The 19,673-nt window shown below is 66.0% G+C and carries 18 protein-coding genes and 1 tRNA gene; 10 read left to right on the plus strand and 9 right to left on the minus strand.

From position 1 onward, the window contains the following. Window positions 1-76: 76 nt before the first annotated feature. From gph to V3328_RS15670, 3 genes are all read left to right on the plus strand, one after another. Window positions 77-757, plus strand: a complete 681-nt coding sequence (gene gph / locus V3328_RS15660; RefSeq protein ID WP_340330622.1) for a phosphoglycolate phosphatase — start codon at window positions 77-79, stop codon at window positions 755-757. A 52-nt stretch (window positions 758-809) separates the two neighbouring features. Continuing rightward, a tRNA-Val gene (locus tag V3328_RS15665) sits at window positions 810-885 on the plus strand. Window positions 886-1,029: 144 nt separating this feature from the next. After that, on the plus strand, window positions 1,030-2,208 hold the full coding sequence (locus tag V3328_RS15670) for a serine hydrolase domain-containing protein (RefSeq protein ID WP_340330623.1): 1,179 nt from the start codon (window positions 1,030-1,032) through the stop codon (window positions 2,206-2,208). A gap of 3 nt (window positions 2,209-2,211) precedes the next feature. On the opposite strand, the gene V3328_RS15675 is transcribed toward V3328_RS15670, so the two are convergent. The 4 genes from V3328_RS15675 to otsB all read right to left on the minus strand — a co-directional run bounded on the left by V3328_RS15675 (window position 2,212) and on the right by otsB (window position 7,740). Further along, complete coding sequence (locus tag V3328_RS15675) at window positions 2,212-3,651, minus strand: aldehyde dehydrogenase family protein (protein ID WP_340330624.1); 1,440 nt, start codon at window positions 3,649-3,651, stop codon at window positions 2,212-2,214. Window positions 3,652-3,797: 146 nt separating this feature from the next. Then, window positions 3,798-5,183: an alpha,alpha-trehalose-phosphate synthase (UDP-forming) gene (locus tag V3328_RS15680; RefSeq protein WP_340330625.1), complete on the minus strand. Its 1,386-nt coding sequence runs from the start codon at window positions 5,181-5,183 to the stop codon at window positions 3,798-3,800. Then, complete coding sequence (locus V3328_RS15685) at window positions 5,180-6,970, minus strand: glycoside hydrolase family 15 protein (protein ID WP_340330626.1); 1,791 nt, start codon at window positions 6,968-6,970, stop codon at window positions 5,180-5,182. Before V3328_RS15685 ends, V3328_RS15680 begins: the two co-directional genes overlap by 4 nt. Next, a complete protein-coding gene (gene otsB / locus V3328_RS15690; protein ID WP_340330627.1) occupies window positions 6,967-7,740 on the minus strand; it encodes a trehalose-phosphatase in 774 nt (257 codons plus the stop codon). Before otsB ends, V3328_RS15685 begins: the two co-directional genes overlap by 4 nt. Before the next feature lie 274 nt (window positions 7,741-8,014). Between otsB and V3328_RS15695 the strand changes: the two genes are divergently transcribed. Continuing rightward, a complete protein-coding gene (locus V3328_RS15695) occupies window positions 8,015-8,584 on the plus strand; it encodes a L,D-transpeptidase (RefSeq protein WP_340330835.1) in 570 nt (189 codons plus the stop codon). Window positions 8,585-8,686: 102 nt separating this feature from the next. Here the strand turns inward: V3328_RS15695 and V3328_RS15700 are convergent, their stop codons facing one another. Next, window positions 8,687-9,097: a gamma-butyrobetaine hydroxylase family protein gene (locus tag V3328_RS15700; RefSeq protein WP_340330628.1), complete on the minus strand. Its 411-nt coding sequence runs from the start codon at window positions 9,095-9,097 to the stop codon at window positions 8,687-8,689. A 73-nt stretch (window positions 9,098-9,170) separates the two neighbouring features. Between V3328_RS15700 and V3328_RS15705 the strand changes: the two genes are divergently transcribed. The 4 genes from V3328_RS15705 to V3328_RS15720 all read left to right on the plus strand — a co-directional run bounded on the left by V3328_RS15705 (window position 9,171) and on the right by V3328_RS15720 (window position 13,059). Continuing rightward, entirely contained in the window at window positions 9,171-9,464 is a 294-nt protein-coding gene (locus V3328_RS15705; protein WP_340330629.1) for a DUF3144 domain-containing protein, read from the plus strand. A 187-nt stretch (window positions 9,465-9,651) separates the two neighbouring features. Then, window positions 9,652-10,692, plus strand: a complete 1,041-nt coding sequence (moaA, locus tag V3328_RS15710) for a GTP 3',8-cyclase MoaA (protein WP_340330630.1) — start codon at window positions 9,652-9,654, stop codon at window positions 10,690-10,692. A 172-nt stretch (window positions 10,693-10,864) separates the two neighbouring features. After that, window positions 10,865-11,824, plus strand: coding sequence for a DMT family transporter (locus V3328_RS15715; protein ID WP_340330631.1), 960 nt, complete (start codon window positions 10,865-10,867; stop codon window positions 11,822-11,824). 5 nt (window positions 11,825-11,829) lie between these two features. Next, complete coding sequence (locus V3328_RS15720; protein WP_340330632.1) at window positions 11,830-13,059, plus strand: multidrug effflux MFS transporter; 1,230 nt, start codon at window positions 11,830-11,832, stop codon at window positions 13,057-13,059. A gap of 19 nt (window positions 13,060-13,078) precedes the next feature. On the opposite strand, the gene asnB is transcribed toward V3328_RS15720, so the two are convergent. After that, window positions 13,079-14,575, minus strand: a complete 1,497-nt coding sequence (gene asnB, locus V3328_RS15725; protein ID WP_340330633.1) for an asparagine synthase (glutamine-hydrolyzing) — start codon at window positions 14,573-14,575, stop codon at window positions 13,079-13,081. A 154-nt stretch (window positions 14,576-14,729) separates the two neighbouring features. Here asnB and V3328_RS15730 point away from each other — a divergent pair, with 154 nt between their 5' ends. Both V3328_RS15730 and V3328_RS15735 read left to right on the plus strand, forming a co-directional pair. Then, window positions 14,730-16,295 carry an MBOAT family O-acyltransferase gene (locus V3328_RS15730; RefSeq protein WP_340330634.1) on the plus strand — a complete coding sequence of 522 codons (1,566 nt, stop codon included), beginning with the start codon at window positions 14,730-14,732 and terminating at the stop codon, window positions 16,293-16,295. Window positions 16,296-16,344: 49 nt separating this feature from the next. Next, window positions 16,345-17,688, plus strand: a complete 1,344-nt coding sequence (locus V3328_RS15735; RefSeq protein WP_340330635.1) for a hypothetical protein — start codon at window positions 16,345-16,347, stop codon at window positions 17,686-17,688. Here the strand turns inward: V3328_RS15735 and V3328_RS15740 are convergent. From V3328_RS15740 to V3328_RS15750, 3 genes are read right to left on the minus strand one after another with little or no spacing between them, the layout of a single operon-like run. Beyond that, window positions 17,685-18,302 carry a uracil-DNA glycosylase family protein gene (locus V3328_RS15740; RefSeq protein WP_340330636.1) on the minus strand — a complete coding sequence of 206 codons (618 nt, stop codon included), beginning with the start codon at window positions 18,300-18,302 and terminating at the stop codon, window positions 17,685-17,687. The genes V3328_RS15735 and V3328_RS15740 overlap by 4 nt on opposite strands. Further along, complete coding sequence (locus V3328_RS15745) at window positions 18,299-19,045, minus strand: MBL fold metallo-hydrolase (RefSeq protein ID WP_340330637.1); 747 nt, start codon at window positions 19,043-19,045, stop codon at window positions 18,299-18,301. The genes V3328_RS15740 and V3328_RS15745 overlap by 4 nt, the downstream gene beginning before the upstream one ends. Continuing rightward, entirely contained in the window at window positions 19,042-19,653 is a 612-nt protein-coding gene (locus V3328_RS15750; RefSeq protein WP_340330638.1) for a glutathione S-transferase family protein, read from the minus strand. Before V3328_RS15750 ends, V3328_RS15745 begins: the two co-directional genes overlap by 4 nt. Between the last annotated feature and the right edge of the window lie 20 nt (window positions 19,654-19,673).

Consider the following 19,673-nt stretch of genomic DNA (forward strand, 5'->3'; position numbering starts at 1 on the left):
CTCGCGGTGCCGCTCCATATGCTATAGGCGGCCTCCCGATTCCGATTCCCCCGCTTCATATCCGCCGGAGACAAAAATGCCGAAGCCTGTTGCCGTGTTCGACCTCGACGGTACCCTCGTCGATACCGCGCCGGACCTGTTCGCCGCGCTCGACGTGGTGTTGCGGGAGAACGGCTACGAGTCGGTCGCGCCGGCCGACGAGATGGGCATCATCGGGCACGGATCGAAGGCGATGATCGAATATGCCCTCACCGCGCAGGGCGTCGACATCGATCCGGAGCGGATCAAGCCGATGCACCTGCGGTTCCTCGACTACTACGAGGCTCATATCGCGGACGGTTCGCGACCGTTCCCCGGCGTGGTGGAAGCGCTCGACAGGCTTGCCGGCGCGGGGGCGGCGCTGGCCGTGTGCACGAACAAGTACGAGCATCTGTCGAGGCAGTTGCTCGACGCCCTCGGTCTGTCGGGGAGGTTCGCGGCAATCGTCGGCGCCGACACCCTCGGCGTCCGCAAGCCCGATCCGGCCCACATCCTGGGCACCATCGAACGTGCCGGCGGCGACCTCACCCGGGCGGTCATGGTCGGCGACAGCAGGACGGACATCGATGCGGCGAAGGCGGCGACGGTTCCCGTCATCGCTGTCGATTTCGGCTACACGGACACACCGGTGGCCCAGCTCTCGCCCGATCACGTCATCTCGCAATACGAGGAACTGTACGCGCTCGCCGCGCCCCGGCTCGGACTGGCTGGCGCCTGAAATACCCGGTCGCTTGACTTGGCAGCACGGCGGTCCTTATATCCGGCGCGTCGGGCGATTAGCTCAGTTGGTAGAGCACAGTGTTCACATCGCTGGGGTCACTGGTTCAAGTCCAGTATCGCCCACCAGCAATTTCATCGTCTTTCGCGGTGGCGTACCACCGCCTGTCGGCCGGGGTCTGGCGGCGCATACAGTGGATTCTGTTTGCGGCGAACTCCAGAGCCTATAAGAATTCGCCATTCCATTCTGCAGACCAGGAAAAGGATGGCGGCATGCTGCATCGCTTCGGCCCGATTAGTCGGATCGCCGTTCCGGCCATCCTGCTCCCCCTGCTGACTGTTGCGCCGGGGGCCAAGGCGGGCGACGTCGTCTCGCCGGACCGCGACGTCCGGCTGATTGAAGCGCTCAACGGTTTTCTTCGGCTGCCCGATGCACCGCCGGGCGTGGTCGTCACGATCCGCAGGGGCAACAGTATCGAGGAATATTCCGCGGGGCTCGGCGTGCTGCCCTGCTCTTCTGCGCCGTGCGACCAGGTTCGCCGGCCGAGAGCCACCGACTCGATGCGGATCGCGAGCCTGGCCAAGACGTTCTCGGGCGCGGTCGCCCTGTCGCTCGTGAGCGAGGGCAAGCTGTCGCTGGACGACACGATCGGCAAGTGGCTTCCCGATCAGCCGAAGCGGTGGCACGCGGTGACACTCCGGCAGATGCTCAACCACACGAGCGGGCTGCCGGACTTCGCCGCCAGCCGAGCATTCGCCGAACAGGTGGCCGCGCACCCGACAGATCCGCCCCCACCGGAGGACCTGCTCGATTTCGTCAGGAACGAGCCGCTGAACTTCCCGCCCGGGACACAGTACCTCTACTCGAATTCCGACAACATCGCGGTCGCGCTGATGGCCGAGGCGGCCAGCAACCGGAACTACCACAAGCTCCTCGCCCGGAAGGTTTTCCGCCGGGTCGGCATCAGGCACACCAGGCTGCCCGAAGACGTGCACCTGCCGAAGCCGTTCATCCACGGCTACATGCTCGACGGCGGGCATTTCGCCGACGTCAGCGAGGTGGTCGACTTCGGCGGCTATGCGTGGGCCTCCGGCGGCATCGCCTCGACGCCGAAGGACCTCGGCAAGTTCGTCAAGGCCTATGTCGGCGGCGACCTCTTCGGCCGCAAGGAACAGCGCCAGCAGCGCCGCTTCGTCGAGGGGGCGCAATCATCGCCGCCCGGCCCGGGCGCGAATTCCGCGGGTCTTGCCCTGTTCCGCTACGAGACGCAGTGCGGAACGATGTTGGGGCATACCGGTTCGATCCTCGGCTACACCCAGTTCATAGCCGCCTCGCGGAACGGAAAGAAGGCCGTGACCCTTGCGATCAACTCGCAGGTCGAGGGCGACCTCGTCTCCGAACTCCGCAAGGTCGAGGAATTGGCGATCTGCGTCGCCCGCGGGCGACGCTGAAGCCTATCCGGCCAGCGAATAGGCCGTCTTGACCGTGGTGTAGAACTCCCGGGCGTAGGCACCCTGCTCGCGCGGGCCCATCGACGAGCCCTTGCGGCCGCCGAACGGCACATGGAAGTCGACGCCGGCGGTTGGCAGGTTGACCATCACCATGCCGGCCTGCGAATTGCGCTTGAAGTCGGTGGCGTATTTCAGGGAGGTCGTGCAGATACCCGACGACAGACCGAACTCGGTGTCGTTGGCGACGGCCAGCGCCTCGTCGTAGTCGGAGACCTTGATGACGCTGGCGACCGGCCCGAAGATCTCCTCGCGGCTGGTGCGCATGTCGTTGCTAGCTCCCACGAGCAGAGCCGGCGACAGGTAGAATCCCTCGGTCTCGCGGTTCAGGCGCTCGCCGCCGATGACCTCGCAACCCTCCTCGCGGGCAAGCGCGATGTAGCGCATGTCCTGGTCGAGCTGGTTCTGGTCGACGACGGGCCCCATCTCGCATCCCGGCTTCAGCGCGTTGTCGACCTTCAGCGACTTGACCTTGTCGACCATCGCCTCGACGAACCGGTCGTGAATGTCCTCGGTGACGATCAGCCGCGAGGAGGCGGTGCAGCGCTGTCCGGTGGAGAAGAAGGCACCGTTGACTGCGCTGCCGACCGCGGTGTCGAGATCGGCATCGCCGAGCACCACCATCGGATTCTTGCCGCCCATTTCCATCTGCAGCTTCTTGCCGGACTCCGCACAGGCAAGGGCGATGCGCTTGCCGGTGGAGACCGAGCCGGTGAAGCTGATGGCGTCGACGTCGCGGGAGCCGAGCATCGCCTCGCCGACCACCGAGCCGCGGCCCATCACCAGGTTGAACACGCCGGCGGGGATTCCGGCGTCCTGCAGCAGTTCCGCAAGCGCATGCCCGCAGCCCGGCACCAGATCGGCGGGCTTGAAGACGACCGTGTTGCCGTAGGCCAGCGCCGGGGCGATCTTCCACGCGGGAATGGCGATGGGGAAGTTCCACGGCGTGATCAGGCCGACGACGCCGACCGGCTCGCGGGTCATCTCGACGCCGACGCCAGGTCGCACCGAAGCGACGATCTCGCCGGTCAGGCGCAGCGCCTCGCCGGCGAAGAACTTGAAGATCTGGCCGGCGCGGGCCGCCTCGCCGACGCCCTCCGGCAGGGTCTTGCCCTCCTCGCGCGCCAGCAGCGTGCCGAGGCGATTCTTGTCCTCGAGAATCTTCGTCCCCACCGCATCGAGGATCTCGAAGCGCTGCTGGGGCGTCACCCGGGCCCAGGCGTAGGACGCCTCCCTGGCGGCAGCGATCGCGGCTTCCGCCTCCGATGCGGTCGCACGGGCATATTCGCCGACGACGTCGCCGAGATCGGACGGATTGACGTTGGGCGCGTATTCGCTGCCCTTGACCCACTCGCCGTTGATCAGATTGTCGTGTCGTTCGGTCACCTGGGCCTCCGTTTGCATCGATGCCTGTTCGTTCGGGTCTGCAAAGAACACCGAACCCGTGCGCGCGGTCAATGCGGCGCCGCGGAGAGACGCCTTTGCCGGCAGGAAAAGCAGACGGTTCGCACCAGCAGCGGGCGTGTCGCGGGCTATGCCGCCTTGCGCGCCGTGGCACGAAGGGCGCCGAGGAAGTTCGAGTACCAGGCCTCGATGTCTTCCCCCTGCACCTTCGAGAAAAGCTGCCGCCACCGATCCCTGCGTTCGTCGAGCGGCATGATGACGGCGCGCTGGATGCCCTCGGCGGTATCCTCGACGTCGTAGGGATTCACGATGATCGCCGCATCAAGGGATTCCGCGGCGCCGGCGAACCGCGACAGCACAAGGACGCCGGGATCGACCTCGGACTGGGCGGCGACGTATTCCTTGGCAACGAGGTTCATGCCGTCGCGCACCGGAGTGACCAGGCCGACCCGGCAGGCGCGGTACAATCCAGCCAGGCTCCGCCGGCGCAGCGGCCGCGTCGTCAGTCGGATCGGCGTCCAGTCCAGGTCCGAGAACCGGCCGTTCACGTTGCCGGTGATCTGCTCGAGCTCCTGGCGAATCTCGATATAGGCATCGAGTTCGTCACGCGACGTGGGCGCGACCTGGATGAGGCTGACGTGATTGCGGTTCTCCGGGTAGTTCTCGAGCAGCTTCGAGAACGCCCGGAACCGCTCGACCAGGCCCTTGGTGTAGTCGATCCTGTCGACGCCGATGACGTAGCAGCGATCGCCGGGAAGCGTCTTCAGCCGCTTGCCCTGACGGTTGGCCTCGGGCGACAGCGAGAACTGGCGGAACGTGTCGGTATCGATGCCGATCGGGAACGCGCCCACCTTGATGGTGCGCCCCTGTACGGTGAGGAGGCCGTCCTCGGTGACCTGGGCGCCGTATTCCTCCACGAAGAACCGGATAAAGGCGTTGGCGTCGCGCCGGGTCTGGAACCCGACGACGTCGTAGGCGAGCATCGCGCGCGCCAGCGCCTCGTGGTTCGGCAGCGCGGTGAAGACCTCGGGCACCGGGAACGGGATGTGCAGGAAGAAGCCGATCGGCTGGTTCGCCCCCATCGTCCTGAGCTTCGAGCCGAGCGCCAGGAAGTGGTAGTCGTGCACCCAGATGACGTCATCGTCCTCCAGGAGCGGGAACAGGCGGGTCGCGAAGCGGTTGTTGACGTTCCAGTATCCCCGCTCGAGCTCGCGGTCGAAATGGGCAAGATCGAGGCGGTAGTGAAAGATCGGCCAGAGCGTGCGGTTGCAGAACCCGGCGTAATGCGTGTCGTAGGCGGCCTGGTCGATGTCGATGGTCAGCAGGGAAATGCGCCCGGCTTCCTCCCGCTTCACCGGGCCGTGCGTGCCCTCGGGGCTGATGTCGCCGGACCAGCCGAACCAGACGCCCCCGTCGGTGCGCAGGGCATCGACGATCGCGACCGCCAGCCCGCCCGCCTTCGCGGTCTCGCGTACCGGGCCGACCCTGTTGGAAACGACGACGAGCCTGCTCACGTTACCGTGTCCCAGCGGCGGCTGAGTCGCACCGCTCCGTTGATGATGCCGACCATCGAGTAGGTCTGCGGATAATTGCCCCACAATTCGCCGGTGGCGGGTTCGACGTCCTCGGACAGCAGGCCGAGATGGTTGCGGGCGTCCAGCATCGTCTGGAAAATTTCGCGCGCCTCCTCCGTGCGTCCGATCCGGGCGAGCGCGTCGATGTACCAGAATGTGCAGATGTTGAATGCCGTGCGAGGGCGGCCGAAATCATCGGGAGCGACATAGCGATGTAGATGATTGCCGATCTTCAGCTCCCTGCCGATACGGTCCACGGTGGCGACGAAGCGGTCGTCGTCAGGCGCCAGAAAGCCGACCTCGGCCATGAGCAACAGGCCCGCGTCGATGTCGGCACCGCCGAAGCTTTCAACGAAGGAGCCGGCCTTTTCGTTCCATCCCTGCTCGAAAATCGCCGTCCGCACCGTATTCGCCCGGTCGCGCCAGTAGGCCGTCCGCTCGTCCGCCCCGAACCGGTTGGCGATCTTCGCCAGCCGGTCGCAGGCCGCCCAGCACATCAGGCTGGAGGAGGTATGGACGCGCGCCCGCGTGCGCAGCTCCCACATTCCCGCATCCGGTTCCGCGTGCATGGCGAAGGCGCGCTCGCCGACGCGTTCCAGAAGATGAAAATCATCGAGTGTCGCCGGCCGGAACAGTCGTTCGTCGAAGAAGGCCTGGCTGGCCCCGAGGATGACGTTGCCGTAGACGTCGTGCTGGAAATGCTCGTAGGCCTGATTGCCGACGCGCACCGGTCCCATGCCGCGGTAACCGGGCAGCTGGTCGACGATACGCTCGGTCAGGTGCGCCTCGCGGCCGATCCCGTAGACCGGCTGCAGGTGATCGCCGTCGGTTTCCCGGACGATGTTGTAAAGGTAGCGCAGGTAGGTCTCCATCGTCTCGACTTCGGCGAGACTGTTCAGCGCCCGGACCACGAAGAAGGCGTCGCGCAGCCAGCAATACCGGTAATCCCAGTTGCGCTCGGTGTCGGCGGCTTCCGGGATGCTGGTGGTCATGGCGGCGACGATGGCGCCGGTTTCCTCGTACGTGCACAGCTTGAGCGTGATGGCGGCGCGGATCACCGCGTTCTGCCACTCCAGGGGTATCGCCAGCCTGCGGCTCCACTCGCGCCAGTAGTTGGCGGTATCCTCCTCGAAGCTGCGGGCCAGCGTCTCGATGCCCTCGCGCACGGTCTCGTCGGGGCCGATCAGGAAGCTGACCGGCTCGTCGACCACGAACGGCGTTTCGGCAAGGAGATATGAGACGGGGGCGTTGCTGGTGAGCCGGACGACGAGGCCCGAGCTGACGTAGCGTATGTGGTTGCTGCCGTGGGTGACCTCCGGCGCCCTGCCGCCCCAGTTGAAACGCGGCCGGATCCGGAACGTGACCCTGGGACGGCCGGCGATCGGGCGGACGCGGCGGACGATCATCATCGGCCGGAACATCCTGCCGCGCGTCCGGAAGCGCGGCGCGAAATCGGTGATCTCCAGCGCATCGCCGTCGCTGCCGAACAGCCGCGTGCGCAGGATCGCGGTGTTGGGGTCGTATTCCTGCTCTGCCCTCGTGAACCCCTCGAGATGCACCGTGAAGGCGCCGATATCGCGATCGTTGGGATCCGGGCTGCCGAGAAGGGCATGAAAGACCGGATCACCGTCGAACCTCGGCAGGCACGACCAGACTATACGGCCGCGCGCATCGACCAGGCCGCTGATCGCGCAGTTGCCTATCACACCGAGATCAAGCCCGCTCATCGATCGACAACCTCTTCCGCTGGTCGCGCCCCATCCAACCGGTCGGGCAGTGTCCCGAGCCATCGAAGAAAATCGGAGACGGAGCCGATCCGCCATCGGGCGGTCGTCTCGCCCTCGCCGATCTTGATGCCGAACCCGCCGAGGGCACGCGCCGCCGCGAAACCGTCCTCGTCGGTGACGTCGTCGCCTGCAAACACGGGAGTGCGCCCGCGAAACGGCGCGTCGCTCATGAACAGCTGCACCGCCCTCCCCTTGTCGCTTGCCGCCGATTTCACTTCGAAGACCATCTTTCCTTCGAGGATGTGCAGGTGCTCGCGGCGGCCGACCGCGGCCCGGACGGCTTCGCGGCAGGTGGCCTCCAGCTCCGGCCGGTTCCGGTAGTGAAGCGCGACCGCGGGCCCCTTGTCCTCGAACAGCAGCCCGGGATTGGCGGCTGCGAGTTCGCGTAGCGCATTGCCGACGTCCCGTTCGGGCCTGGCGCCCTCGACCCTGGTGACGGCGGTCCATGGCCGGCGCCGTACCTCCAGCCCGTGCAGACCTGCCGCCGCCAGACCGGCATGATCGAGGTGAGCGTCGATTTCCGATATCGGACGGCCGCTGACGATCGCCAGGGCCCCGCCAAGCCGGTCCGAGATCGCGCGCAGCGTGCCGACGAGATGCTGTTCGGCGCGAACGGCATCGGGCGATGCGGCGATCTCGACCAGGGTTCCGTCGAAGTCCAGGAACAGGGCCCAGTCGTTGCGAGGGTCGGGAAACGCGGCTGGAGTCATGACGGTCTCCAATACACTGCCGAGGCAGGGGCGTTAACCGCCCTGATGTGCCCTGAAGGACACTGCGATCCCCGAACGGCAGGACGAGGCACCCTAAACCGGCGTGGTAAAATCGTCACAGATGACGCATTCCCGCATCACAAACCCGTTGGGCAGCCATCCATTCCCTTGATTTTTTGAGGGTGCTGCCTGAAAACATGCGTATTGCAGACATTGAGGGAATCAGGGGCGAGGCGCCCCAACTTAGGTCATTTCCCAGGGATTTGAACACATGATGCGGCGAATGATTGCTCTTTTCGGCATGGCGGCTGCGCTTTTGATCGGTTTCACCGATTCAGGCCGGGCCGAAATCGACCCACTTACAGGACGGCAACTCCAGAGCGGGGGAGTGTGGGCGTACAAGCCTATCCCGCGCAAGGTCGTCGACTACAGCGAAGACTATGCACCCGGCACCATCGTCGTGAATACGCCCGAGCGGCGCCTCTATCTCGTAACCGAGAAGGGCAAGGCGATCCGCTACGGCATCGGTGTCGGCAAGGAAGGTTTCCAGTTTTCCGGCACCTACAGCCTCAGCCGGAAAGCCGAGTGGCCGAGTTGGACTCCGCCCGCCGAAATGCACGCGCGCCAGCCCGGCCTGCCGGCATTCATGCCTGGCGGCCCCGGCAACCCGATGGGCGCACGGGCACTCTACGTGGGATCGACGCTCTATCGGATCCACGGAACCAACGCGAACTGGAGCATCGGCCGGGACCTGTCTTCGGGCTGCATCCGCATGCTCAACGACGACGTCATCGACCTGTACAATCGAGTCAACGTGGGCGCGCGCATCGTCGTGCTGCAGTAATCGGGCCCGAGGCAACGCGGGGACGGCAGGGCCGGAGCATCGCTCCGGCCCTGATCTTTTCCGCGGCATGGGTGCAGCCGGACTCGGGAGGTCGCGTCGATGTCAGCGGCGGATCCGCGGCTCGCGATCCAGTCCCTTCTCCTTCAGTTCGGCGAGATAGTCCGCCCAGCGCCCCTCCCGCTCGCGGCCGAGCCGGTACAGGTAGTCCCAGGAATAGATGCCGGTCGAATGAAGGTCATCGAACCCGAGGCGCACCGCATAGTTGCCGATCGGATGCACGTCGAGGATACAGACGTTCTTCTTGCCGGGAACCGTCTGGCGCTGCTCGGGGCTATGGCCCTGCACCTCCGCGCTGGGACTGGTGACGCGCAGATATTCAGCAGAGAACTCGAAGGACGCGCCGTCGTCGAATGCCACGGTCAGTGTCCGCTTGTCCTTTGACAGACGGATTTCCGTGGGCCAGACCTTTGCCGTGCCGGTCGACTCGTTAGCCCCTGTGGTGCGGTCGGTCATATCCCTGCCGTCGATCCGTCCTCGATCCGTTTCAAGCTAGGTCGGCCGGCGTCAGTCATCAAGGAGACCAGTCATGACCAACGATGAAAGAGGCCGGGTGGGCGACGAAGAGGTCCTGAACACCAAGGCATTCCTGGAGGTCGCCAACAGGTTCATCGAATTCGCGAACCGCGAGAACATGACGGTCAAGGCGACCGACCTGCACATGGCGTTTCTCTACGGCGCAGCCCGCTACAACGCCTACGTGGCCAAGGCGATCCTGGAGGTGGAGAACCATGAGGAATTCGTCGACCACATGGTCGAGCAGTACCGCAAGATGCTGCAGCAGCATCTGGCCGACGGTTCGCTGGAGGAGCCGGTCGACTGAGGCGCGTAGCGGATTCCCGGCTCGTTTGCCGCGAAATTCGGCGCTTGCGCGCTTTCGGGGTTTCAGATTGACTTGAAACCGACCCCGGGCGCCCGAAATTAGTGGAAGCCCAGGATACGGGCACCCGAACGAAACGTTCAGCAACCCCCGGCGGTATCGCAAGGCCCGACCGGGCAGGAAGGCCAGGATGGATATCGACCCGACGGACGCGCTGCCGCGTCCCTTTCCGCGCACGCCTCTGATTGATCCGTTCGAACGGGCTATCACCTACCTGCGCGTCTCCGTCACGGACCGCTGCGATTTCCGCTGCAACTACTGCATGGCGGAACACATGACGTTCCTGCCGAAAGCGGAGATCCTGACGCTCGAGGAGATCGACCGGATCGCCTCCGCCTTCGTCGAGCGCGGCGTGCGCAAGCTTCGGCTCACAGGCGGCGAGCCGCTGGTGCGGCGCAACATCATGTCTCTGATCGGCACCCTGTCGCGGCACCTCGGCACCGGGGACCTGGAGGAGCTGACCCTGACCACCAACGGGTCGCAACTCCAGCGCTTCGCCCAGCAGCTCGCCGATTGCGGCGTCAGGCGGATCAACGTGTCGCTGGACACGCTCGATGCGCAGAAGTTCAAGGAGATCACCCGCTGGGGCGACCTCAACAAGGTGCTGGCCGGCATCGACGCGGCGCTGGCGGCGGGGTTGAGGGTCAAGATCAACACGGTCGCGCTGAAGGGCGTCAACGAGGACGAGGTCGACGACCTGATCCGCTGGGCGCACGGCCGCGGCATGGACCTGACCTTCATCGAGACCATGCCGATGGGAGAAATCGAAGCGGACCGGACCGACCAGTACCTGCCGCTCAGTCTGCTGCGCGCCTCGCTCGCCCGGCACTGGACGATGAGCGATATCGCCTACAAGACCGGTGGCCCGGCGCGCTACGTCGAGGTCGCCGAGACCGGCGGACGCATCGGCTTCATCACGCCGATGACCCACAATTTCTGCGAATCCTGCAATCGCGTGCGCCTTACCTGCACCGGTACGCTGTTCATGTGCCTCGGCCAGGAAGATGCTGCCGACCTGAGGGCGGCGGTGCGGGCCTCGGAAAGCGACGACCTGCTTCACCGGGCTATCGACGAAGCCATATCTCGCAAGCCCAAGGGGCACGATTTCATCATCGACAGGCGCAGCAAGCGGCCGAGCGTCGGCCGCCACATGAGCGTCACCGGCGGCTGAGACCGGCCGAGCGGCGTCCCCGCCGGCAAGTTCCATATCTCAGCTCTGCTGTCATCGCATGGCCGCTGGCCGGCGGGATCGGTAGTGCAGCCGCCCTGCCCATGATATGCAGGGTTGCGGCCTGGTTCCGTTTTGCCGGGTGCCGCCCGCTAGACAATACCGGAAACGCCTCTTGTCTCTGTCCAAGTCCGCCAGCCGGGGCGTCGCCCCTGTCCGTACAGGTGCCGCGCAACCGGCGACCGGATCCAGCGGCAACTTCCGCGGCATCATGACGATGCTCGCGGCGATGTTCCTGTTCGTCACCAACGACACATTCGTCAAGCTTGCCGGCGAACACCTCGCCACGCCGCAGATCATCTTCATTCGCGGCGCGATCGCCTGCGTGCTGGTCGGGATCCTGGCCCTGTCGACCGGCGCCCTGAGCACCTGGCCGCAACGTGGCTGGCGCACAATCGGGCTTCGCACCATCGGCGAGATCGGCGGGACCGTGCTGTTCCTGACCGCCCTGTTCCACATGAAGATCGCCAACGTCACAGCCATCCTGCAGGCGATGCCGCTGGTGATGACGGTGCTGTCGGCGCTCATTCTGGGCGAAGTGGTCCGGTGGCGGCGCTGGATGGCGGTAATCGCAGGCTTCATCGGCATGCTGCTGGTCGTCCAGCCCGGGACTTCGGAATTCAGCGTCTATGCGCTGTTCGCCATCGCCAGCCTCGCCTTCGCCTCGTTGCGCGACCTGGCCAGCCGCTACCTGCCCGCCGAAATGCCCTCGCTTTTCGTAGCCTTCGTCTCGATGGTCGCCGTCACGACGGTCGGCGGCGTGTGGTCGCTGGCCGAGCCGTGGCGGCCGGTCAGCGGCGAGGTGCTGACCTATCTCGCCTGCGCCGCGGTGCTGCTGTCGGGCGCCTTCTACTTCATCACCGAGGCGATGCGTCACGGCGAGGTCTCCGTCGTGGCGCCGTTCCGGTACTCCATCATCCTGACGGCAATCGTCGCCGGCTACCTGGTATGGGGACAGCTTCCCGACATGATGGCGAGCGCCGGCATCGCGCTGATCATCGTCAGCGGCCTGTACGTGTTCTACCGGGAAAGCCGCGTCCACCGGCCCGCGGACAAGTCGGCACCTGGCCGATGAACGACATGAGCCGCCTGACCCGGGAGGAGGCTGCCGCCGGCATAAGACGCGGCGAACTGCTTCTGGTGCTGATCGTCGCCACCGGCATCGGCATCCTGTCGATGAACATGGTGCTGCCGTCGCTGCCCGGCATGGCCGACGAATTCGGCGTCGGCTACAATGCCGTGCAGTACGTCCTGACCGTCTTCCTGTTCGCACTGTCGTTCGCGCAGCTGGTCTACGGCTCGCTGTCGGACCGGTTCGGCAGGCGGCCCGTGATGATTGCCGGCTTCGTCGTCTTCATCGCCGGCAGCCTGCTGTGCGCGGTCGCCTGGAGCCTGCCGGTGCTTCTGGTCGGCCGCTTCATCCAGGGCGCCGGCGGCTGTGCGGGCATGGTGCTCGGCCGGGCCATCTTGCGCGACCTCTACGACCGCGACCGGGCGGCGAGCCTGCTCGGCTACGTCACCATGTCGATGGTGCTGGCGCCGATGCTCGGGCCGGCGATCGGCGGGGGCTTCGAGGAGACGCTCGGCTGGCGCGCCGGCATCTTCAGCGTGGCGGCCGTCGCCGCGGGCGTGCTGGTGCTGGTCTGGCTGCGTCTGCCGGAAACCCACTACAACCGCGGCGTCTCGACGGGCTTCCTGAACCAGTTCCGCTCGTTCACCGTGCTGGCAAGGAGCCCGGTGTTCCTGTGCTACGCGGGCACGATGTCGTGCACCACCGGGACCTTCTTCGCATTCCTGGGCGCAGCGCCGTTCATCGTCATCGAGGTGATGGGCCGCGGCCCGGGCGAATTCGGCCTGTGGGCGATGATGATCGCGTTCGGCTACATGATCGGCAACTTCGTCACCGGCCGGTACGCGGAGCGCGTCGGCACGCGGCGGATGATCTTCTACGGCATCCTCGTCAGTCTCGTCGGAACGGCAATCCTGCTGGCGCTTGCCAGGTTCGGACCCGCGATCCCGATCGTCCTGTTCGCCCCGATGATGCTCGTGACCTTCTCCAACGGCCTGGTGATGGCGAGCGCGGTGACGTCGAGCGTCAGCGTGCGGCCAGACCTGGCGGGCGCGGCTTCCGGCCTCGGCGGTTTCCTGCAGATCGGCACGGGCGCGATCGCGACGATCGTCGTCGGACTGGCCCATGACGGCACCGCAGTGCCGATGGCGCTGATCATTCTCGCCTTCGCCCTGGGCGCCGCGGGATGCTTCGCGCTCGCGGTCCGCTACCCAGATCCGGTCGAAACGCCCATCCACTGAAGGGCCGTCCTGCGGACCGTCAGATCGCCACGCGCTCGGCCACCCACATGCCGGCATTCTCCAGGATCAGTTCGGGATCGGCGTAGCGCTCCCGCAGCAGCCGGTCGTAGAGCCGGCCCTCGCTCTTCCGGTCGACCGGCGGGGCTTCGCCGATCAGTCCCGACAGCGCAAGGTCGAGCGTATCTACGGTGCCGCTGCCCTCGTCGAACTGGGCCTTCCGGCGCCAGACGAGCTCGGGCGGCAGCAGGTCTTCGCAGGCCTTCCGCAATATCCATTTCTCGGTCGTTTCGCCGGTCGCCTCGTCGATCTTCATCTTCAGCGAGGCGGGGATCGACTGGGCGAAATCGATCAGGTCGCGGTCGAGGAACGGGGTGCGCGCCTCGAGACCCTGCGCCATGGTCACACGGTCGACCCGCTGCAGGTTGATGTTGTGCATCGCACCGAGCGACCGGGTGAGTTCGTCGGCGAGCGCCCGCGGCTTGCGGGCATAGGCGTGATGATAGGTATATCCGGCGAACAGCTCGTCGGCGCCCTCCCCTGTCAGCACGACCTTGATGTGGCGACGGGCGAGCGTGGTGGCGAACCAGGTCGGCATCGCGCTGCGCACCAGGTCGACGTCCGCGCTTTCCAGGTGATAGACGACGTCCGGCAGCACCCGGGCGAGGTCGTCGGCGGTGAAGGAGAGTTCGTAGTGGTCGGAGCCGATGTGCGCGGCGACCCGGCGCGCCGCCAGAAGGTCCGGACTGCCGGGCGTTCCCACCGAGAACGTCTTCAGAGGCCGGTCGATCGACTGAGCGGCGAGCGCGGCGATCACCGAGGAATCCAGGCCGCCTGACAGGAACGAGCCGACCTCCACGTCGGCGACCATCCACTTGCGGACCGCCGCCTCGAGCACCAGCCGCAACTCACGCCAGATCGGTTCGGCTGTCTCTCCCGCTTCGAGTTCGGCTGCGCCCTGCGGGATCCTGTACCATTCGCGAAAACCGTCGAGGCTGTCGAACATGCCGCCGGGATCGATCGCCTCGACGCTGTCCAGGCCCAGTCCGTCGAACGCCTTGAGTTCCGACGCGAAGGCGAGCCCCTCTCCGATCCGGGCCATGAACAGCGGCTTGATGCCGAGCGGGTCGCGCGCGGCGATGATCCGTTCCGGCGTCGCCAGCACGAAGGCGAACATGCCGTCGAGCTTCGAGATCCAGCGCAACTGGTCGGTGCGGAACAGATGCAGGATCGTCTCGCTGTCGCTGCGCGTGGTGAAGGCGCTTTCGCCCAGGATCGCGCGGAGGTCGGCGTAGTTGTAGATTTCCCCGTTCGCAACCAGCACGTCCTCGGCGCTGTAGATCGGCTGCCGGCCGTCGTCGGGCCCGATGATCGATAACCGGCAATGTGCCATGACTGCGGGAACGTTCGGCGCCTGGCTCACCTGGACGTCGTCGGGACCGCGATGGGCGATCTTATCGATCATCCGCCTGGCGAGAGCGGGGTCGTCGATTTTCCACAGGCACACAAAGCCGCACATGGTCTCGTCGCTCGATTGGGGAAGACCATGCCTACCGCCGTGCGCCGGCGGTGTATAGACAGGCGACTGTGTTTCGACCCTGCGACAGTGTATAGGGGGCGACTGCGACGCGATCGCGCGCCGCCCTGCCCCGTTATCCGGCCCAGCCCCGTCGATGCTGTTCCACGCCTTCGAATTCGTCCTCGTCTTCCTGCCGCTGACCTTCGCGCTGTTCCTGCTTCTCGAGCGGACGGGCAACGCGCGCTTCACCGTGCACCTGCTGACGCTCGCCTCCCTGGTCTTCTACGGCTGGTGGGACTGGCGGTTCCTGCTCCTGCTGGTCGGCTCGGTCATCGTCAATTACTGGCTGGGCGTGGCCATTGCGGCGCGGCACGGCAGCCATGCGGCGCGGGCGATCGTGATATTCGGCATCGGCCTCGACATCGCGCTGATCGGGGTCTTCAAGTACACGGACTTCGCCCTCGGCACGTTCACGACGATCGCCGGCTGGGAGTACCATCCGATCGGCATCGTGCTGCCGCTCGGCATCTCCTTCTTCACCTTCCAGCAGATCGCCTGGCTCGCCGACATCTATTCGGGCCGCGACCGGCGGGTGCCGCCGTTCAAGGACTACGCGCTGTTCGTCACCTTCTTCCCGCAGTTGATCGCAGGACCGATCGTCCACTGGAGCGAGGTCGGCGACCAGTACCGGCGCATGGAGACCCGGCAGCGCAGCGCCGACCGCGCCTGGCTGGACTTCGCCGTCGGGATGTCGATCTTCATCATGGGGCTCGCCAAGAAGATCGTCATCGCCGACGGCTGCGCGCAGATCGCCTCGCCGATCTTCAACGGCGCCGACGGCGGCCAGATCGCACCGACGCTGGCGTCGTGGGGCGCGACGCTCGCCTATACCCTGCAGATCTACTTCGACTTCTCCGGCTATTCCGACATGGCGATCGGCCTTGCCCGCATGTTCGGCATCCGGCTGCCGGTGAACTTCTATTCGCCCTACAAGCAGGGCAGCATCATCGGCTTCTGGCGGACGTGGCACATCACCCTGTCCCGCTTCCTGCGCGACTACGTCTACATCCCGCTCGGCGGCAACCGGCGCGGACCGGTGCACCGGCACTTCAACATGCTGGCGACCATGCTGATCGGCGGGCTCTGGCACGGCGCCTCCTGGAACTTCGTCATCTGGGGAGGCCTGCACGGCATCTTCCTGACCGTCAACCATCTCTGGCGGGACTTCCGCAAGCGGCGCGGGATCGCCTCCTCGGGGCTTGCCGGCAACCTCTGGCAATGGGCGGGCTGGGCACTCACCCTGTTCCTGGTGATGCATGCGTGGATCCTGTTCCGCGCCGAGACGTTTGCCGGTGCCGGAACCATGCTGCGGTCGATGTATGCCTTCGCCTTCGACCTGTCCGGCGACCGGCCGCTGGCGGCGCGGATCACCGACAAGGAGTGGGGGATGATCGGCATCGCCCTGGCGATCGCGGTGCTGGCGCCGAACACCGCCGAGATCTTCCGCAAGTACAATCCGGCGGTCGGGCTGGCCGCCCTGCGGCGGCGCCTCTCCGACGAACCGCTCGTGCGCATGTACTACCTGCCGGCAACCTGGCGTGTCCCGGCATGGCGGCCGACCACCGCCTGGGCGCTGGCGATCGCGGCCCTGCTGATCGCCTACCTCTACACGGCGACGCGATACGAAGCCTATGTCGAGTTCATCTACTTCCGGTTCTGATCCGGATCCGGGTGCCCCAACGCATCCGCTGCCGGAGACGGCGCGCGCGGTGCGCCGCTACGTGCTGGTGGTGGCGGTCCTGGCGGCAATCGCCGTGCCGGTCTTCCTCGGGCTCGTCGCGCTCGGATCCGGGCTGGTGCTCAACATGGCCTACGACAAGGTCGCAATCCGGCTCGCCGACAAGATGGATCTTGCAGACGGACGCCAGGGGCGCCGCATCCTCGCCTTCGGCGGATCCAACACGTTCTTCGACTTCCGCGGCGTGGATGTCGAGGCAGCCACCGGCCTGCCGTCGATCAACCTGGGGACGCACAGCGGCAATGGACTGAAGTTCCTGCTCTGGCAGGCCGAGGCGACGGCACGACCCGGCGACATCGTGCTGCTGCCCCTCGAGGACGGCTACTACACCGAACCCGGCATCACCTACTACGGCGCCAATGTTTCGCTGGCCATGGGCGCGGATTTCTTCCGGGACCTGCCGCTCGCAGACAAGGTCACCTACCTGCGCAACATTCATGTCGGACGGCTTTTCAAGGTCGTCGGCGCGCGGCTCGATCTCGGCGACTATGAACTGGAGCCGGACTGGACATTTCCTATCAACGCCAACGGCGACATGGAGGCACCGAAGCCACCGGCCGAGCAGGTGTCGGCGCTGATCGCCGATGTTTCCGGACAGCGTTCCAGTCGGGTCTCCCTGACACCGGAGGCCGCCGCGACGATCCAGGAATTCGTCGCGCGGATGAAGGCGAAGGACATCAAGTTCGTGTTTTCACTGCCGGGCATCATGGAGAACGCCGCGCCGGATGCCGGACAGGTCGAGGACCTGCGCGCGCAGCTCGCCGCCCTCGGCGCGGACTTTCTCGACCTGCCGGAGCGCGGCAGCATTCCCGCCGAAATGATGTTCGATACGATCTACCATGCCTCCACCGAAGGCGCGGAAGTCTACACCGCCCAGCTCATCCAGGCCCTCTGCGGCAGCGCCGAGCGGTTGGATATTTCATGTGATGAGGCAAGGGTTCGCGCGGCGCGCGATCTCCTGAAGGCGCGCGCGGAACGCGCCTATCTGTTCGATGCAAGCGATACCCTGGCACCTCTGCAGCCTTCGGGCGCTGGATCCCCGGTCATACTAGGACCCGGGCAGACCGAGCGCTTCCTGGTGGCATCGCTGCGCGGCTGCCGGAGCCGATTGGAGATCGTCGCGGAGGGAGACGGGCCGCTGTCGGTGCGGGTCGCGGGCAAGGCCATGGACGACCTCATCCTATCGGGTGAACCAACGACTGGCACTTACATGCTGCCCGACCGCGCCGGACTGGTCCCTGTCGAGATCCTCGCATCCAAGGTCAGCCGGGTCAGGCTGACCCGCATCGACCGCACCAGCAGGTGCCGCCGCTAAATCAACCGCTGCACTTCCGCCCTGAGCACCGGCAGCACCTCGGCCTCGAACCAGGGATGACGCTTCAGCCAGCCGGTATTGCGCCAGGAGGGATGCGGCAGCGGGAGGATGCGGGGGATGACCGGCCGATCCCACAGTTCCCGCCATGCAAGGACGGTCTCGGTCAGCGACGCCTTGCGAAGCTTGCCCAGGTGGTAAGCCTGGGCGTACTGGCCGATCGTCAGGATGAGTTCGAGCTGCGGCATCGCCGCAAAGACGCGATCATGCCAGGTCAGCGGACATTCGCGGCGCGGCGGCAGGTCGCCGCCCTTTGCGTCCTGGCCCGGAAAGCAGAACCCCATCGGCACGATCGCGATGCGGCGCGTGTCGTAGAAGGTGTCGCGGTCGACGCCCATCCACTCGCGCAGCCGGTCCCCGGAGGGATCGTTGAACGGGATCCCGGTGGCGTGCACGCGCGTTCCTGGGGCCTGGCCGCAGACCGCGAGCCGAGCGGTGGAGGACAGCCACGCGACAGGGCGCGGTTCGTGCGGCAGCGGGCGCCCGATCGGATCTTCCACGCAGACGCGGCAGGCCGGGATTGCCCTGGAAAGCGCTTCGACGTCTTCGGCCGTCACACCTCGACCACCATCCCGTCTTCGGAAACCAGGAAGTTCGCGGCGATCTCGCCCATACGCCCGAGCGCCTCGGGGCCGAGATGCGTGAGCATGATCCGCCTGGCGGTCAATTGATCCAGATGGTCCAGAATCTCCCGATAGCAGACGTGATAGGGGATCGGCTCCTGGAAGGCATAGCACTCGCAGACGAAGAGATCGGCGTCGCGGGCAACGTCGGTCAGCACGTCGAGCCATTCGGTGTCGCCGGAAAAGGCGAACAACCTGTCGCCGGCCGCGATCCTCAATGCCAGCGGCGGCGCGCCGGAGGGGTGCCGGACCTCGACGCAGGATACCTCGGCGCCGCAGACTTCGGTCGCCGTGCCCGGCAGAAGTTCGACGAACCGCAGGTCGAAGTCGAGTTCGATCTTCGATGACTCCGGGAACAGGACCTCCTGCGCGGCACGAACGCGCGCCTCCGTCCCGGGAGGCCCGGCGATCGTCAGCGGACTGCGCCGGTCGGTGACGAAGTGGGCGTGCAGGATGAGAAACGGAATCCCGCCGAAGTGGTCGCCGTGGAGGTGCGACAGGATGATGGCGTCGACGGCGTTGGTGTCGATGCCCAGGGCGAGCGCACCGACCAGGGAGGTGGCACCGAAATCGACGAACCAACGTCCTTCGCCGGACTCCAGGTGAAAGCAGGTGTTGCGGCGGCCGCCGGATCCGAATGCGTCGCCACAGCCGACGATGGTCAGCTTGAGGCTCATGCGGCAGCGCTCGGGCGCGCGGAAACGTCTGTGTACCAGCGCCGGATATTCGCGCAGGTCTCCGGAAGGGCAAGGCGCGCGGGCTTCATGAAATCGACCGCGACGAGGGTCGTGATGTCGGCGACGGAAAACGTGTCGCCGGCGACATAGGGGCGGTCGCCGAGATCCTGGTCCAGCCAGTCCAGCATTTCCATCACCTTCGGCTTGTTGGCCTCGCCCCATTCGGCCACCTGCGGCACCTCCATCTCGGCCATGGCGGGATGGAGGTGGCGAAAGGACATGGCGACGGGCAACATGAGATTGAACTCCATGCGGCGCTGCCACATCTCGATCAACGCGCGCTCGACCGGTGACGTTCCGAACAGTGACGGCTCGGGATGCGTTTCCTCGAAATAGCGGCAGATCGCGATCGACTCCGAGATATGCGTGCCGTCGTCGAGTTCCAGCACCGGCACACGCATCATCGGGTTGCGGGCAACGAAATCCGGCCGCTTGTGCTCCAGCGTCATGATGTCGATCTCGACGGTGGGGACGGTTACCCCCTTCTCGGCCAGGAAGATGGACACCCGTCGCGGATTGGGTGCCCTCGGCGTCGTGTAGAGTTTCATAGGCGCGGCGTCCCTCGCGT

It is taken from the genome of Microbaculum marinum, assembly GCF_037855135.1.
In the GTDB taxonomy this organism is placed as follows: domain Bacteria; phylum Pseudomonadota; class Alphaproteobacteria; order Rhizobiales; family Tepidamorphaceae; genus Microbaculum; species Microbaculum marinum.